Here is a 16,654-nt window from a genome sequence, read left to right as displayed (position 1 = left end):
GCCAATTTTAATGAACATACTATAGGTTATGTTTATTATCTTCTTGAATGTAAATGCTATTCACTTAGCAACAGTACTCATATTTGGCATTTTTTGCCCACTGCCATATAACTAACACCCTATAGCAGACAAAAACAGCCCGCAGCCCATCGCTGCGGCCTGTTTGGAGTCCAAAAGAGGCGCTAAGCGCTGTAACCCATCGCCTGCAGAACAAACATGACGACCGTGAGCACCGTAATCACACCGATAGTCGCCCAAGTGAGCACATTCCACACGCGGCCGTTGCGGTTAGTGCCCATAATGTGACGGTCAGCGGCAATAACCACCTGGAACACCAGAACCACGGGCAGTAGCACGCCATTGATGACCTGCGAGGTCATCATAATCTGGAACAGATCGACGCCGGGCATAAGCACCAGCACGGCAGAGATACCGATGATGGCCGTAATGATGCCGCGATAGACCGGGGCCTCGTCCCAGCTGCGGTCGGCACCGCGCTCCCAGCCAAATGCCTCGCAGATAGCGCTCGACGTAACGCCCGGCAGCACGCAGGCAGCCAAGAAGCTCGCCGCGACCAGGCCCGAGGCAAACAGTACCGTGGACCACTGACCCGCAATAGGCTCCAGCGCACGGGCAGCATCGGCAGCATCGCTAATCTGAATGCCCGCCGGGAACAACACCGTACCGGTCGTGATGATAATAAAGCCGGCAATGACATCGGCGGCAAGCGAGCCGCTCACGGTATCGATGCGCTGCAGCACGATATCGTCCTCGCCCGCGTTCTTGTCGACCACGTTGTTCTGCGCCAAGAAAATCATCCACGGCGCGATGGTGGTACCGATCGTTGCGACCACGAGCGACACGTAGCTGGGGTCATTTTGAATGTTAGGCACGACCAGGTCGACCGCGACCTCACCCCAGTTGGGGCCAGCCATAAACGCGGCGACAATATAGGTCACGAAGACGCAGCTTACCAGCAGCAGAATCTTCTCGATGCGCTGGAAACTACCCGACATGGTAAGCATCCACACCAGCAGCGCCACCAAAGGCACCGAGATGCTCGCCGGCACGCCAAAGAGAGCAAGGCCGCTGGCGATACCCGCAAACTCCGAAATGGTCACAGCCGTGTTGGCGATCAACAGCGCCGCCATAGCAAGTACACTCTTGCGCACGCCAAAGCGCTCGCGGATGAGCGATGCCAGGCCCTTGCCCGTGACGCAGCCGCAGCGCGCCGCGGTCTCCTGCGTCACGATGAGCAGCACAGTCATGACGGGAAGCATCCAGAGCATCTTGTAGCCATAGTTGGCGCCCGCACTGGAATACGTTGCAATGCCGCCGGCGTCATTGCCCGAAAGCGCCGCCAGCAGACCGGGGCCCATAGCGCCAAAGATGGCCGCGATGGTCAACTTTTGCTTGGTGCCCGACTTTTGCTTGGTATTTTGCACGCGACCACCTAACCAATGACCGACATGGTGAGCAGCACCGCAGCGGCGCAGTACGCTACGCACGAGATCATGACGGCAATAACGTTCATGGCGGTGCCCGACGTGTTGAGGTCATGCTCGTCACGCCAGAACAGCACCATCAGGTAAATCACGGCGCTCATGTTGCCAACCAGGCAAATGATGGCAGCGATATTAAAGCACCCGGTAAAGAGTTGCTCCTCAAACATGGGCGCATCGGGGAACGCGGCGGTGCGCACCAGCTGGGCGCACAGGTAGGTCACGAGCGAAAGGATCAGGCCCATACCCGTGCTCTGGAAGAAGAATCCCAGATATGGCTTGGGCTCGTCGTCGTGACCGTCATACTCCAAGAAGTAGTTCTTGACGAACGACACCATGCGCGAGGCAGCAAGCAGCACGAGCGGCATGGCGCACATGGGGAACACCACCAGATGCGCGGAGCCGAGCGCCGTCCCCAGCACCGTTGCCATGATGCACGAGGCAATGCCCCACACGACAACCCAGTACTGGCGATGCACGAACCAGCTGAGCACGTTCGTCGAGTCGTCCGACGCGCTATCGCCCGAACCGACACCGGCGATCTGCAGGTCCTCCTGATGCTCCTCGGCGATAACGTCCATGGCGTCGTCGAAGGTCACGATGCCCAGGATATGACGGTTCTCGTCGCAGACAGGGATGGCAACCAGGTCGTACTTGGTCATCTCGTCCGTCACGTCTTCCTGGTCCTCGTCGGGCGACACGTAGACCAGGTCGCGATAGGCGAGCTGGCCCAGCGTGGCATCGCGGTCGGCCACGATCAACGTGCGCAGCGAGAGCACGCCGGTGAGCATGCCGCTCGGATCCTCGGTATAGACGTAATAGACACTCTCGAAGTCCTCATCGAGTTTGCGAATCGCCTCGATGGCATCGCCGACCGTCGCCGTGGCGGGCAGCGAGACAAACTCCGAGGTCATGATGCGGCCGGCGGTGTTGTCCTCATAGCCCAGCAGGTTACGAATCGCCTTCTCCTCCTTGACGCCCATCAGGCGCAGGAGCTTCTCGGCCTTCTCGTAATCGAGCTCGTCGATCAGGTCGGCGGCGTCGTCCGGGTCCATCATGGCCAGCATCGACGATGCGTCCGTATCGGACAGGCCCTCGAGCATCTCGGTCATGAGCTCGTCATCATCGAACTCCGAGATGGCCTCGGCGGCCTGGGCGGTGTCGAGCTGCGCGAACACCTGCGCACGCAGGCGCGGGTCGAGCTGCTCGATGATGTCGGCAATGTCGGCAGGGTGCAGCTCGCCAAGCGTCTTGTGCGACACCGAGAGCTGGATGTTCTTAGTCGAGCGATCGAGCAGGTCCATGTAGGACCAAGCGATGATGTCCTCACTGAGCGGCTTGCCCAGGTGCTTCATAAAGCCCTCGACGATATGCTCGAGCGCGGGGCTGATGGCGCGCAGCAGACCGCGGGCACCGACCTCGGCGCCCAGCAGGCGCAGCTGATTTTCGCCCGACATGGAAAACTTGATGTCGTTTACGCGCACGACTTTCATGCCCTGCGTATCGACAATCTGCTTGTTGAGCACGTCGCGGGCAAGCAAGAGTTCGGTCGGCTGCAGGTACGAAAAACGGATTTCGGTGGCCGACGTCTTAAGGTGTACACCCGTCTCGTCGATACGGTCGACCCATTTGCGCCAGCTGATCATAAACGGCGTCTTGCCGGGTCCGCGGAACGCGAGCGACGTCACGTGCGGAAAAACTTCGCCGGTAGCAATACCAAAATCGTTGACCACGCCGAGCTTTTCGCCGTCGACGTCCAAGACCGGCAATTTGAGCATCTCACTCAGATAATTCAATGGTGCTCCCCATCATTATTCCTCCGGACGCGGCCGCGCGTGCGGCGTCTGGGGGCTTCTGGATATGTATACGCATGCGCGGGCGGCACGCCGCTCGACGCTTACACCCCGTGCATGCGCAAAAAGCACCTGCATGGGGTCATCGACTGTATGGTCGAGGTTTGGATTTCACCTGTAACCTTTCTCTTGACCCTCATTAACCGCAGTAACTATAGCATCAGCATCGCCCTGCGGCATCGAATTTATGCGCTGCACATTGCAGGCATACCAAACGCTGACGCATCCGTGACATAGTCATTGGGGACGTTCTTAAATGACTACCCAATAACTACCCTGTGGTGTCATTGTCCTCAGCAAGCTGGGGGAACACGGCGTCCTTGGGCATGGTGACCTTCGTCAGCAAGGTGAGCTTTTTGCTCAGCGACGTGTCCGTCTTGACCAGGTCGCTGAGCGTCACGATCTTGTAGCCGTCGGCAATGAGGCCGTCGATAATCTGCGGCAGCGCCTCGAGTGTCTGCTCAGCGCATTCGTCTCTATCGGTGAGCAGCACGATATTGCCCGGCGTCACCGAATCGAGCACCGTCGAGACTTGCTCGTCGGCACCGTTGAGCAGCCAGTCGCCCGAGTCAATATTCCACGAGACCACGGCGGAGACCAGGTCCATCGCATCAATCCAGTTTTGCTCGTCAAAGGCAGCGTAGGGAGCACGCAGTAGCATCGTCTTCACGCCGGTCGCCGACTTAATCGCATCGGTGCCTTTCGTGATCTGTTCGCGTACCGCCTCACGGTCCTGGCCCTTGAGCGAATCGTCGCTGTAGCTGTTGGATCCGATCTCGCACCCGGCATCGACAATCGCCTTGGCCGTGGCAGGCGAGGCCTCGGCCGCATCGCCCGAAAGGAAGAACGTCGCGGTGACGCCCTTTTCCTTGAGCACCTGCAAGATCTGCTTGGTAGCGCCGCTCGGACCCTCGTCAAACGTCAGCGCCACGTACTTTTTGTTGCCCTTGGGCGCCACGCTGGCGCACGCAACGACGCAATCGGTGGCGGGCACAACCTCGCCGCGGTCCTGCGTCTTGCCCGACTGCTCACCAACCCACACCTCGGAGCGGCCCTGGACACCCCACGTCTGCACATACTCGATAGCGCCCGTGCCCTCGACCTTGAGCTTGGGCTCGATAACCGTAGCCTGAACCTCGTGCTTCTCGTAGGTGTTACGGCCATCCTTGACCGTCACCTTCTCGCCACCCTCAAGTTCGCGGCTATCCCATTTGCCCTGCTTCACGCGCTTGCCGTCGACCTTCACCGACAGCTTTTCGCCCCCATGGCGCTTGAGCACGCTGTCATCGACGGCTAGCAGGTCGCCTGCGTCGTAGGTGTCAGTCAACTCCTGATCGTCGATAAGATTCTGCAACGTAGAGCCCACGCGCACCGCGGTCTTTTGCCCGTTGAGTTCCACGTCCACGCTGCGGTTGACGTAGCCCACGACGGCAGCGATAAACAGCACGAGCGCGCAACCCACGGCGATGAGCGCATAGGGCAGGCGAGACGAACGACGGGGTGTGCGGCTGTTGCCGATGCGCGCGCTGCGATCGCTAAAACCGCGGCTATGGTTGAGATACATCGCGCCGGGCTTACGGTGACGCTTGCGCTGACCGCTGGGCAGCTGCCCCAGATCGCGGCGCGCCGTCGGACGCGCACCCGAACGCCCGTTTAAGTTGGATCCGTTTTGGCGCATGTGCCCTCCCCCATAAACACAGCAAGCCGGAGCAACAGGTCTCCGGCTTGCCTCCCATCATTTGGTACGTCGCTATTTTGTAGCTTTTGACGAGCCTCCGCTCGCCTTTTGGTATTCGTCCTTAAAGGCCTTGAACATGCCGCGCGTCTTGCCGAGCTGCTTGCCCAGTGCGCGACTGCCCTTGTCCACGGCAACCGATCCCTTGTCGTCGAGCACCTTGGCGCCCTTTTTGACCTTGTCGCCCACCACGACGCTGGCCTCGGCGGCCTTGGCAGCCGCACCGCCCGAATACCCGAGCGACTTGACCTCGTCCGAGACGACCATCGCGCCGTTCTCGTAGCCGCGCAGCATCGTCGGCGGCACCTGCGTGTCACCGACCAAAACACTCGAAGCAGCACCGGCGGTCACATAGAATGCCTGCACGATGCCCGAGCGTGGCTTGAACTCAACGTCCGAGCAATAGCCCACGACGTCGCCCGATTCCGTGCGCACGTCCATACCGACCCAGATGATGCAATCGTCCAGGTTGATGTCGAGGCGCTTGGCGGCGGCGGCATCGTATGTGTCCTTGACGTCATCGACCGCAATGGCGCCCTCGTAGACACCAATGGCGTCGAGCGCTACGAATCGGTCGGGGCGCTCGATCATGCCCGCGATATCGGACTGGCGGACCATAAAGCCGACCACGCGCGTACCGCCCGGGGTAAAGACCGGAAAGTGAATCTTTCCGAGCTTTTTAGGGCTGCGCGGCGTGCCGTCCTTTTTGGTGCGCTTGTCCTCGGTAGGCTTGCGATAGATCTTGGCGCCGACAAAATCCCCGGCGCGCATTATGCCTCGGTCGAGGGCTCCGCAGCCTCGGTATCAGCCTCGACGGCGTTCTCGACCACGACGTCGGCGGCAGGCGTCACGTTGCCGCCCGAAATGGCGTCGTTGAGCTGCTCGCGCAGCTGGTCCATGCGCTCGCGGGCCAGGTCGACCTTGGCGCGCAGGTCGTCGGTCTTGGCGTCGACCATCGGGCCAAAGTCATTCACCGCAGCACGGGCCTCCTCGGCGCTGTGCTCGTAGGTGTCGCGCATATTGTCCCAGGCGTCGTTGGCGATATCGGCAGCCATGGCGCGGGTCTCGGCGCCCGAGCGCGGGGCCAGAGCAACGCCGACAATAGCGCCGGCAGCGGCACCAAAAAGTGCGCCGGAGACAAAGCTGAAAGTCTTACCCATGATCATTCCTCTCCTGCGGGCACGTCGGTGCCCACCGTTTGAATGCTGTCCATTATACCCGCAGCGCATCACTTGCCGCTCCGCTCATCTGTGTACGGCAAAGGCGCAGGTACGTGATGGTGATAAACGCGTAGGCCTACTCTTGGGGCATAGCCGGCATGGCCACCGTGGCACCCGGGTCCTCGCCGGCGCCGTCCACGAGCGGCAGGCCGCCCTCATGCGCAGGTCCTGCCGGAACCGTCGCCGCACCGCCAAAGACGGCAGCGGAGGCCTCGTGGTTCTCGGCAACCGCACCCTCGGTATCAATCGCCACCTGGGGCTCGTCGTCAAAGTTGGGGACACCCTGGGGCTCGGTGGGAACGGGCTCGGCGGTCGCATCGGCAACGGGCTCGGCGTCGACCGGCACATCGCCCTCGTCAGCGCCCTCGTCCTCGGCAGCATCTTCGCCGTTCGCAGCGGCGACGGCCTCGTGAGGATCCTTGCCCTCGGCCTCGGCGCGCATGCCCAGCACCAGGTTGCGCAGGCCCGCGACCGTGCCCTCCACGTCGGGGGCAGGCTGGTCGGCGTGCAGGTACGCCCAGTCCATCATAAAGGTGGCCGAAGACAGTGCACCGATGGCCAGCGCGTCGTCGGGGCACGAAAGCTCAACCTCAAAAACGCGCTCGTCGTGCTCGCTTACGCGCGTGCGGCCGCACGAGATGCTACCGGCAAGACCGGTCTCGTTCATGAGCTCGACCGTCACGTGCTCCAGCAGGTGGCAGAGCTCGGTCTGGCCCATGCAGTCCTGGAACTCGCGACCGGAATCACCCAGGCACAGGTGCTTGGCAATCGCCGGCACCAGGTAATACACGCGCGCCGTAGCCTCGATATCCTCCGAGGTCATGAGCGGCATGCCGGGGTTCACCAGCACGTGCGCGCAGATCTTGTCCTCGCTGACGGTGACCTTAAGGATGTTGAACAGGCCTGCCATAACTCTCCCCTACTCTTCCTTGTCCTACTCGTCGCCGTCGTGCGGATTCGCGGAACCCGCACCCGACGTCGTCGGCTCGTCTACCGAAGACTCGGAATCCTTCTTATCGGTTTCGGCCGGAGCGATCACGCGAATGAGCGAGATGCGCTGGCCACGCATCGACTGCACTTTAAACTTGTACCCCGCAACCTCAAACACCTCTCCGATGTCGGGCACCGAGTCGCAAAGCTCCAAAATCCAGCCGGCGATGGTCTCATAATCATCGCTTTCCTCAAGCGGCCAACCAAGCTCAATCGCGTCATCGCACGAAAAACGCCCATCAACGAGCCACTCGCGGCGCGAAAGGCGCGTGAGATACTTGTTGTCGGGGTCGAACTCGTCCTCGATCTCGCCGACGATCTCCTCGACGATGTCCTCGATGGTGATAATGCCGGCCGTGCCGCCGTACTCGTCCACGACCACCACGATCTGGTCGTGCGAGGTCTGCATCTCGGACAGCAGCGGCAGGATGTCCTTGGTGTCGGGCACAAAGGTGGCGTCGCGCAAAAAGCCGGCGATGGGCTGGTCGCCCTTGCCGTCGAGCGCGGGCTGAATCAGGTCCTTGATGTGCGCGATGCCGGCGACGTTGTCGGGATCCTCGTGATAGACGGGGATGCGGCTAAAGCCGGTCTGGCGCATGGTGGACAGCACGTCGGCGACCGTCTCGTCGTCCTCGCACATGGTGGTGTCCACGCGCGGCACCATGACCTCGCGGGCAACGGTGTCGCCCAGGTCGAAGATCTCGTGGATCATGCGCTTTTCCTCGTCGAGCAGGTCGTCCTGCTCCGAGACCATGTACTTGATCTCTTCTTCCGAGACGTTCTGGCGGTCGTCGGCACTCTTGATGCGCAGGATGCGGGCCAGGCCATCGGAGCAAGCACCGGTCAGCCACACGAGCGGACGGGCGATCTTTTGGAAAAACGACAACGGCCCCACAACCTGCTTGGACACGCCTTCGGCGTTGGCCAGGCCGATGCGCTTGGGCACAAGCTCGCCGATCACAATGGACACGAAGGCGACCGCGACGGTGATGATGACCGGCGCCAGGCCGCGCGCGATGGCGGAGAGCGGCGCGATGCCAAAGCTCATGAGCCACGTGGCGAGTGGGTCGGACAGACTCGTCGAGGCGACGGCGGACGAGGCGAAGCCCACGAGCGTGATGGCGACCTGGATGGTGGCGAGCAGCTGGTCGGAGTCGGCAGCCAGCTTAATGGCACGCTCGGCGCGCTTGTCGCCTTCCTCGGCCTCGTGCTCCAGCACGGCGCGCTTGGCCGTGGTGAGCGCCATCTCAGACATAGAGAAGTAGCCGTTGATGAGGGTCAAAACGAGGGTGGTGATAAGGGAGATGGTTATGTCCATCGGGAGTTTCTCGAACCTCCAAGATTCGGGACGTCGGATTAAAACGTTGACGGCGGATACGGCAATTGCACCGGCGCCCAAACAAGGACGCGGGTGCGCAGGCGTGGTCGCTAGATTACGAAGAGGATCACCGCCATGAACTGGAAGATGCTGCCGGCGAGTACCCACAGGTGAAACACGCTGTGAAGATAGCGCACGTTTTTGGCGATATAGAACGGCACGCCCGCGGTGTAGCACACGCCGCCGACGGCGAGCAGGGCAAGTGCCACGGGGTTGAGCAGCGCCACAAGTTCGGGCAGCTTAAAGACAACGAGCCAGCCCATCAGCAGGTAGACCAGGCCGCTTACCCAGTGCGGTTGACGCTCACGCATAAAGCACTCGAGGGCGATGCCGATGATGGCGATGGCCCATACGGCAAAGAACAGCACAGCGCCGCCGTCGTTTGCGAGCGTGATGAGGCAAAACGGCGTATAGCTGCCGGCTATGAGCAGGTAGATGCAGCTGTGATCGATGATGCGAAACACGCGCTTGGCGCGCGCGGGCTGAATCGCGTGGTAGAGCGTGGAGGCTAGGTATTCGAGGATAATGCTGACGCCATAGACAATCGCCGCGGCCATGTGGGCCGGGCTTCCGCCGCGCAGGGCGGCGAATACGATCAGGAGCACCAGGCCCGCGATACCCAGCAGGCAGCCGACACCATGGGTGACGGAGTTCATGATCTCCTCGCCCACCGTGTAGTGTGGAACGGCCGCGGTCTTGGGTCGCGGCTTAGAACTGTCGCTCGAATCGGACATGCCGGTTACATCCTCCAACGTAAAGAGTTCTCAACACTATATCAAAGCGTCTAGGTACGTGCGAAATTTGCACCATACGTGACCCTTTGTTTACCCATTCTTTGCCTGTTGACGCATCAACGGCGAACGTCCATAATGCGCTTGCATTAAATGTTGATGTATTAACATCTTATAGGAAAGCTTCTTATGTCTCAAAACGCACGTTCCCATCGAAAGCTCAAGATAGCCGGCGTCGTTGCGCTGGTGCTCGTTGTCGCGCTGCTGGGGTTTGCCGGCAACTTTCTGTTTGACTTCGCGCTGAATCCCCGCGCGCCATACACCATGAAGATGATGCAGGACGGCAAGGACGCCGAAAAGGGCGAGCAGATGGATGCCGAGGAGGGCGAGGCACGGGCGTGGTTTAAAGAGAACCGCGAGAGCAGCAGCCTCACCGCGGACGACGGGACTGAGCTCGCCGCCTGGTATTTTGCTGCGTCGGAGAGCACACACGACTACGCCGTCTGCCTGCATGGATATACCAACGAGCCTATCGGTATGGCCCGATACGTCAAGCGATTCCACGACCGCGGCATGAACGTACTCGCACCCGCCGCCCGCGCCCACGAGCGCTCCGGCGGCGACTATATCGGCATGGGCTGGCCCGAGCGCCTCGACATCGTCGCATGGATCGAGCAAATCGTTCAGGCTGACCCCGAGGCGCGCATCCTGGTCTTTGGCGAGTCGATGGGTGCGGCAACCGCCATGAACGTCGCGGGGGAATCTCTGCCCGCAAACGTGAAATGCATTATCGAGGACTGCGGTTATACGAGTGTTTGGGACGAGTTTTCCCTGCAGCTCAAGGACGTGTTCGGCCTGCCCAGCTTTCCCTTGCTCGATGTAGCAAACTTAGTGTGCAACGTGCGCGCAGGCTACGACTTTCATACGGCAAGCAGTGTGGAGCAACTCAAACACGCGACGGTTCCCATGCTGTTTATCCACGGCGACCAGGACACCTTTGTACCGTACAGCATGCTCGACCAAAACTACGACGCGTGCGCCAGCAAGGTCAAGCAAAAGCTCACTATCCATGGCGCCACCCACGCCAAGAGTGCGCAAGTTGACCCCGAGCTCTACTGGAATACGGTCGACGACTTCCTCGACGAGTATTTTTAGGAAATAGGACGGTTTACTGGTCTATCTGACCCCCTAGCACTTCCAAAAAGCCGCCCGTGGGCACTGTGCTCACGGGCGGCTTTTACTAACGTTGTGCTACAAAGGCGCTTATTTTGTCCAATAGCTAGGCGCTACTTGACCTCAATGAGCTCATACTCGCTCGTGCCCAGGCCGATCTTCTCGGCATGCGCGATGCACGCGCGCCAATCGGTGTCGGGATGCGTGATGCAGAAGGGGTCCTTGGCCTGCTCGCCCTCCAGATGCTCGTGATTGTGCTCCATCTTGGCAGCACTATCGGTAAGCTCGGTGTTGGGCAGCGGCTCGGATGCCATGACGGCATCGGCGCAGGCCTGGTCGATGGCGACCGGGTCGAAGCTCGCAAACATGCCGATGTCGTTGACGATAGGCGTGTCGTTTTCGGGATGGCAATCGCAGTTGGGGCTGATATCCATGGCAAGCGAGATATGGAAGCTCGGGCGGCCGTCGACGACGGCCTTGGTGTACTCGGCGATCTTGCAGTTGAGCACGTCGGCCGCAGCGTCATAGCCGGGCTTGATACAGTCCTGGTTGCATGCCGCAATGCAGCGGCCGCAGCCCACGCAGCGATCGTGGCCGATGGCAGCCACGTGCACCGTGCGAGTAGCGCCGCTGGCAAGCTCGCGGTCGCGGGTGTCGTCGAACGAGATAGCGTTGTGCGCGCAGATCTTTTCGCAGGCATGGCAGCCAATGCAGTGCTCGGTCGCGACGTTCGGCTTGCCGGCGGCATGCTGCTCCATCTTGCCGGCACGGCTGCCGCCTCCCATGCCCAGGTTCTTCATGGCGCCGCCAAAACCGGCCTGCTCATGGCCCTTAAAGTGGGTGAGGCTGATCACGATATCGGCGTCCATGAGTGCCTGACCGATCTTGGCCTCGTGCACGTACTCGCCGCCCTCGACCGGGACAAGTGCCTCGTCGGTACCCTTGAGGCCGTCGGCGATGATGATCTGGCAGCCCGTGGCATACGGGGTAAAGCCGTTCTGGTAGGCGGTATCGATGTGCTCGAGCGCGTTTTTGCGGCTACCCACATAGAGCGTATTGCAGTCGGTGAGGAAGGGCTTGCCGCCCAGCTCCTTCACGACATCCGCGACGGCGCGGGCGTAGTTGGGGCGCAAAAAGCTCAGGTTGCCCAACTCGCCAAAGTGAATCTTGATGGCGACGAACTTGTTCTCAAAGTCGATCTGCTCGATACCGGCGTGACGGATGAGGCGCTTGAGTTTGTCGAGCTGACTCTCGCGAGCATGCGTGCGCAGGTTGGTGAAGTACACCTTAGCGGGTGCAGTTGCGGTCATAGATATATCCCCTCGGTCTATATGGCGTTACAGACATAGAGGATGGTACCAGTTAAAGCAGAGTTAAAGTCAAGTACGGCACCTAGTCATTGGGGACGCTCTTAAATGACTAGTCGCAAGGGACACTCTTTCACCGCCCGGCAGTTGGAGGCAGTTCCCAAGTGCCGGCAGGAAAGGAACGTCCCCGAAGGCCGACATATAGGGACAGTCCTTGCCAACCCGACCGGTAGACCGGCGAATCATCGGCATCTGGTAAGTGGGGCGCGCCGTCACGTTTGTGGCGGCGCGCCTTGGTTTGGTGGCGCGTTCTGGCGTGGCCACAATCTGGTTTGATGGCGTGCCCTGGCGTGACGGAGCGTCCTGGCGTGGACCGCTAGCCCTTTCGCGCGACCAGATGCGCGCGGAATCCCTTCTGCGCCTCGAGCTTGAGCGGGGTGAGCCCGGATTCCTCGACGAGCACGCGTAGCTCGGACAGCTTGAGGATGCGCACGTCGCCATGGCCCAAGAGGCGTGCCAGCGGTAGCTCGATGTTGTTCATGAGCCAGACCGCGACATCGTTCGAGGCGTAGTCGCGAAGGACCAGTCGCCCGCCGGGCCGAAGGACGCGCGCCACCTCGGCGAAAAACCTCTCCGGATGCGGGTAGTGGTGGAAGCTGTTGGAGCAGAGCACGGCGTCGAAGCTCTGGGGCTCGAAGGGCAGTGCCTCCGCGTCTCCGACGACAAAGCTGACGTTATCGAGCTGCTTTGCCCGGGCGACGTCGATCATCCCGGGTGTGAGGTCGAGTCCAGTCAAGCGCTTGCTGGGATACCGGGCGTGGAGCAGTTCTAGGACGGCTCCGGTTCCACAGCCCACGTCGAGCGCGTCCTCGAACGGTTCGAGCTCAAGCTCCTCGAGCATTTGCGGATAGTCGTCCTTGCACATCTCGTAAATGCCGGCATGGCCGGATTCGTAGACCTTTGCCGCCTCGGTGAACTCCTTGATGGAGAGCTGCTTGAGCTCCTCTGCCGATCTTGCCATGGGTCTCCTTCTGTTCGGGGAAGTCTGACGTTGCGCGCGTTTGCCCACGTCGGGCCTGGCGGGCAAATAACGCGGGGGCACCCTTCCTTCGGTTCGGGCCCCCGCGTGCGGGCGGTTCTCTATTCCTGGACCTTCAGCGCCTCGGAGAGGCTCACGCGCTTGATAGAACGCGTGTGCAGCAGCGCCACGACCAGGTAGGTCACAAAGCCAATGCCCACGCACGCCGCCATGGACCAAGCGGGCACGTAGATCTCGATATTGCCGTTGTAGGCGAGCAGCATCGAGCGGAAGATGGCCGTGAGCGAGCCAATAATGACCGGCAGGCTCAGCACGAGCGACGCCGCCACGCACAGCGTGATCGAGCGGATGTACAGATGCGAGATCTCGCTATCGCGATAGCCAAAGACTTTCATGTAGCTGATCGAACGGGCGCTGTGGTCGATCACCGCCTTGGTCAGCAGGTACATAAACAGCAGGAAGATAAACACCGCGAGCCCGATCATCATTCCGATCATTTTGCTCATCATGCCGATGAACTGGTCGCCCACGGCGCGCATGTCGTCGGGCGTGGTGTCGCCGGCAAAGTAACGAGCATCGAGGTCGAGCTTCTCGTCGCTCACATAGCCGTTAAAGTAGGCGGTGTCGTTGCCGAACAGCTCGTTAAAGTCGTCGATACTCATATAGATATTCATGTCCGACTTGGAGCCCCAGGCACAGTCCTTGCCCGCGTACTCAAGGGAATAATGCTCCCCCTCGTACTTGTCGATGAGCGTGACCTTCTGGCCCTCGCTCCAGTCAAACTTGTCGAGCAGGCCGCCGCCAAAGACGACGCGCCCATCGCCAACGTTGAGGTCTTTCCAATAGCGCGAATCGGACGAGATGCCGTAGACGGAAATCGTCTCCTCGCCATTACCATCGCCGCGGTCGTATTGCAGCTGGTAAACGGCATATTTCTCGGTCTGCGCAATCTTGTCTGCACCGTTATTGGTCGTGTTAACCGGGTGAATGTCGTCGTTGTCAGTGTCGATCTTAGAGGCCTTGTCGATCAGGTCGATAGCCTCGTCGCGGTCGCAGCCGAGGGCATCGGCAAGGTCATCGAGGCGCGCATAAAGCGCATCCTTCTTGTCCTGGACGTTTGCAAGCGCATCTTGCGCCGCAGTCAGGCTCTCGGCAGACGGAGATGCGGTCGCGGCATCGGTCGCCGCCTGCGCCGCATCGGCCGCGTCGTCAAGCTCGTCATCGGCATCCTGAGCGGCAGAAAGCAGCACGCCGTCAACCGACTGTAAGCGCTCGAGTGCCGACCACTGCTCGCGCTCCTCGGCAGTGCCCTCGAGCTCCAGCGGCGCCTTGAGCGTGTACTGGTGCTCGGCGACCAGGCTTGTCTCGAGGTTGTCCGCATAGTGCGTCATCGTGGGCAAAATCGCCAGGCCAAAGAGCAGTAGCAGCGAGGCAAACGCAATGCCCACGAAGAGCGTGGCGAAGTTGCCCAGATTGCGCAGGAAGATACGCAGGCGGAAGCGGGAAACAAAACCCATGCGCTCCGGCAGCTGCAAGCCGCGCTTGGTGCCCGATTTGCCGCTCGCCTCGTGGCGAAGAAACTGCAGCGGCGTCTTGCCCATCTTGCGAAGCAGGCCCACCAGCGTGATGAGAATGAGCGCGGCGGCGGGAACCACGGCACACTTCACGAAGATCTCCCAGCTCCAGTACACCTGGAAAGACGGCAGGCTGTACGAACCGTAATAGAGGCTGCGCATGGGCTCGGTAAAGAACACAACGCCGAGCGCAGTGCCCAAAAGCGCCGCGACCACGCCCACGATGGCGGGAAGCGCAAGGTAGTGCAGCACGATCTCGCGTCGACGATAGCCGCTGGCGAGCAGCGTGCCGATGATGGCGCTCTCCTCCTCGATGGTGGCGTCGGTAAGGACCACAAAGACAAACGCCATGATCACGATGATGATGTCGAGCAGCGTCATCCACATCATGGAGTCGCCGTCCACGTCATCGCGCGCATAGCCAATGCCCTGATTGGAATCGGCGTCGATCAGATCGTCCACGCGCGCATCGGCGTCGGTCAGTGCCTCGACCATATCTTGCTCGGCGTCGATGCGGTCCGCGGTGGGGAGGTCGCGATCGGTAAAGGTGAAGGAGTAGGTGTAGGCGGGTGCGCCGCCGACATCTTCGAGCGCGGCAAAGCCGCCATCGGTGACCTCGGCCACGCCGTACGTGATGGTGTTCACCGTAAAGTCCGAATTGTTGAGGAACAACGCCTGGCTATCGGGCTGGGTCATGATGCCGCAGATGATGTAGGTGCGGCCCTCAAGCTCAACCTTATCGCCCACGGCGAGGTCGTTGTTGGTGGCGAAGACACGGTCGATGGCTACCTCATCGTCCGTCTTGGGCTCCTTGCCCTCACAGTAGGACGCGATATCGACCTTGGTGCGGTGCGCATAGGTGCGCAGCGTGCGCTTGGTGCCGTCGTCGCCGGCGGTCTTTTTGATGATGGCGTCGATGGAGAAATTCTTGTAGAGCGTAACGCCGCCGACGTCGCCGGCTGCATCCTCGGCCGCCTTGAGCTGGTCTTTGGTGGCCTCGAAGGAGGTGGTCACGCGGCCGTCCTCAATCGTGTACGCATCGCGCATGTCGTCGATAAGGCAGCCGATGGAATGCGCTGCGAGCAAAAAGCCCGAGGTGAGAGCGATGCTTCCGCACATAAGCAAAAAGATGCCCAGGTACTTGCCGATATTGCGGCGCAGCTCGCGCGGGAGACGTTTTGCGAGAGGTGCCATGGCGCCGCCTACCAATCGAGCTCGGCGGCCGCAACGGGCGACTCGTTAAGCTCATCCTCGACGATGCGCCCGTCGCGCAGGCGCAGCACGCGATTGGCCATGCGCGCGATGGCGGCATTGTGGGTGACAATGATGATGGTGCAGCCGTAGGTGCGGTTGACATCCTCCATGAGCTGCAAGATTTCCTTGGACGTCTTATAGTCAAGCGCGCCCGTGGGCTCGTCGCACAGCAGCAGGCCCGGGTTTTTGACGAGCGCACGGCCGATGGCGCAGCGCTGCTGCTGGCCGCCCGAGACCTGGCGCGGGAACTTGTTGCGGTGCTCGTAGAGGCCCAGCGAACGCAGCAGGTCGTCAATGTTGAGCGGGTTTTTGGACAGGTGCGCCGTGACCTCGATGTTTTCCTTGATGGTGAGGTCGGGCACCAGATTGTAGAACTGGAACACGAAGCCCAGCTCACGTCGGCGATACTCGCCTAGGTCGCCGGCGTTGAGCGTGGTGAGGTCGCAGCCGTCCACCAGAATAGAGCCGGCGTCGGCATCCTCCAGGCCGCCGATCAGGTTAAGAAACGTCGACTTACCCGAGCCCGAGGGCCCCAGCATGACGCAGATCTCGCCCCGGTTGATGGACGTGTCGATGCCATCGAGTACCGTCAGGCGCGCATCACCGTCGCCGTAGTGCTTTTTGAGATCCTTAACCTGGACGTAGGCTTCCTGCGTTGCCATGGTATCCCCCATTGTTAGCCTATTGCTACTTTTATAGGGTAATAGTAAACCCAAGTGAACTATTTTTGGGCGAGAGTGGGGGTTTGTTTCAAGACTAGTCGTTGGGGACGTTCTTAAACGACTAGCTGTTGGGGACACTCTTTCGCCACCCGGCAGTTAGGTGTTCCTATAGTTTTGTCAACCGTCGGGGCTACTCCCGGTAGGGCACCCGGTCGCGCATCACGGCGTATATCGCC

13 protein-coding genes are annotated in these 16,654 nt (G+C 60.8%); 1 reads left to right on the top strand and 12 read right to left on the bottom strand.

Features of this window, described 5'->3' with window-relative positions:
- Nucleotides 1-182: 182 nt before the first annotated feature.
- From AAA069_RS09085 to AAA069_RS09050, 8 genes are all read right to left on the bottom strand, one after another.
- On the bottom strand, nucleotides 183-1,379 hold the full coding sequence (locus AAA069_RS09085; protein WP_349128179.1) for an Nramp family divalent metal transporter: 1,197 nt from the start codon (nucleotides 1,377-1,379) through the stop codon (nucleotides 183-185).
- A 74-nt stretch (nucleotides 1,380-1,453) separates the two neighbouring features.
- Complete coding sequence (locus AAA069_RS09080) at nucleotides 1,454-3,298, bottom strand: CBS domain-containing protein (RefSeq protein ID WP_152067472.1); 1,845 nt, start codon at nucleotides 3,296-3,298, stop codon at nucleotides 1,454-1,456.
- A 328-nt stretch (nucleotides 3,299-3,626) separates the two neighbouring features.
- A complete protein-coding gene (locus AAA069_RS09075; protein ID WP_349128170.1) occupies nucleotides 3,627-5,033 on the bottom strand; it encodes a polysaccharide deacetylase family protein in 1,407 nt (468 codons plus the stop codon).
- Nucleotides 5,034-5,105: 72 nt separating this feature from the next.
- Nucleotides 5,106-5,861 (bottom strand): hypothetical protein, encoded by a 756-nt coding sequence (locus AAA069_RS09070; RefSeq protein ID WP_055252569.1) that lies wholly within the window; start codon nucleotides 5,859-5,861, stop codon nucleotides 5,106-5,108.
- The gene (locus AAA069_RS09065) at nucleotides 5,861-6,250 is read right to left on the bottom strand and encodes a YtxH domain-containing protein (protein WP_035136593.1); all 390 of its coding nucleotides are present in this window, start codon (nucleotides 6,248-6,250) and stop codon (nucleotides 5,861-5,863) included. The genes AAA069_RS09070 and AAA069_RS09065 overlap by 1 nt, the downstream gene beginning before the upstream one ends.
- A gap of 136 nt (nucleotides 6,251-6,386) precedes the next feature.
- Complete coding sequence (locus tag AAA069_RS09060) at nucleotides 6,387-7,220, bottom strand: hypothetical protein (RefSeq protein WP_233504106.1); 834 nt, start codon at nucleotides 7,218-7,220, stop codon at nucleotides 6,387-6,389.
- 24 nt (nucleotides 7,221-7,244) lie between these two features.
- Complete coding sequence (locus AAA069_RS09055) at nucleotides 7,245-8,618, bottom strand: hemolysin family protein (protein WP_055285343.1); 1,374 nt, start codon at nucleotides 8,616-8,618, stop codon at nucleotides 7,245-7,247.
- Between the two features lie 110 nt (nucleotides 8,619-8,728).
- Nucleotides 8,729-9,412, bottom strand: a complete 684-nt coding sequence (locus AAA069_RS09050; protein ID WP_349128169.1) for a hemolysin III family protein — start codon at nucleotides 9,410-9,412, stop codon at nucleotides 8,729-8,731.
- Nucleotides 9,413-9,598: 186 nt separating this feature from the next.
- Between AAA069_RS09050 and AAA069_RS09045 the strand changes: the two genes are divergently transcribed.
- The gene (locus AAA069_RS09045; protein WP_349128168.1) at nucleotides 9,599-10,564 is read left to right on the top strand and encodes an alpha/beta hydrolase; all 966 of its coding nucleotides are present in this window, start codon (nucleotides 9,599-9,601) and stop codon (nucleotides 10,562-10,564) included.
- Nucleotides 10,565-10,695: 131 nt separating this feature from the next.
- On the opposite strand, the gene AAA069_RS09040 is transcribed toward AAA069_RS09045, so the two are convergent.
- From AAA069_RS09040 to AAA069_RS09025, 4 genes are all read right to left on the bottom strand, one after another.
- Nucleotides 10,696-11,892: a DUF362 domain-containing protein gene (locus AAA069_RS09040; protein ID WP_349128167.1), complete on the bottom strand. Its 1,197-nt coding sequence runs from the start codon at nucleotides 11,890-11,892 to the stop codon at nucleotides 10,696-10,698.
- A gap of 373 nt (nucleotides 11,893-12,265) precedes the next feature.
- Nucleotides 12,266-12,910 carry a class I SAM-dependent methyltransferase gene (locus AAA069_RS09035; protein WP_349128166.1) on the bottom strand — a complete coding sequence of 215 codons (645 nt, stop codon included), beginning with the start codon at nucleotides 12,908-12,910 and terminating at the stop codon, nucleotides 12,266-12,268.
- Nucleotides 12,911-13,029: 119 nt separating this feature from the next.
- Nucleotides 13,030-15,696: an FtsX-like permease family protein gene (locus tag AAA069_RS09030; RefSeq protein WP_349128165.1), complete on the bottom strand. Its 2,667-nt coding sequence runs from the start codon at nucleotides 15,694-15,696 to the stop codon at nucleotides 13,030-13,032.
- 8 nt (nucleotides 15,697-15,704) lie between these two features.
- Nucleotides 15,705-16,418, bottom strand: a complete 714-nt coding sequence (locus AAA069_RS09025) for an ABC transporter ATP-binding protein (protein WP_349128164.1) — start codon at nucleotides 16,416-16,418, stop codon at nucleotides 15,705-15,707.
- Nucleotides 16,419-16,654 lie beyond the last annotated feature (236 nt).

Origin of the sequence: Collinsella sp. CLA-SR-H006 (assembly GCF_040097075.1) — a bacterium.
GTDB lineage: Bacteria > Actinomycetota > Coriobacteriia > Coriobacteriales > Coriobacteriaceae > Collinsella.
The sequence above is the reverse complement of the archived record's forward strand: the minus strand, read 5'-3'. Positions and strand labels throughout refer to the sequence as shown.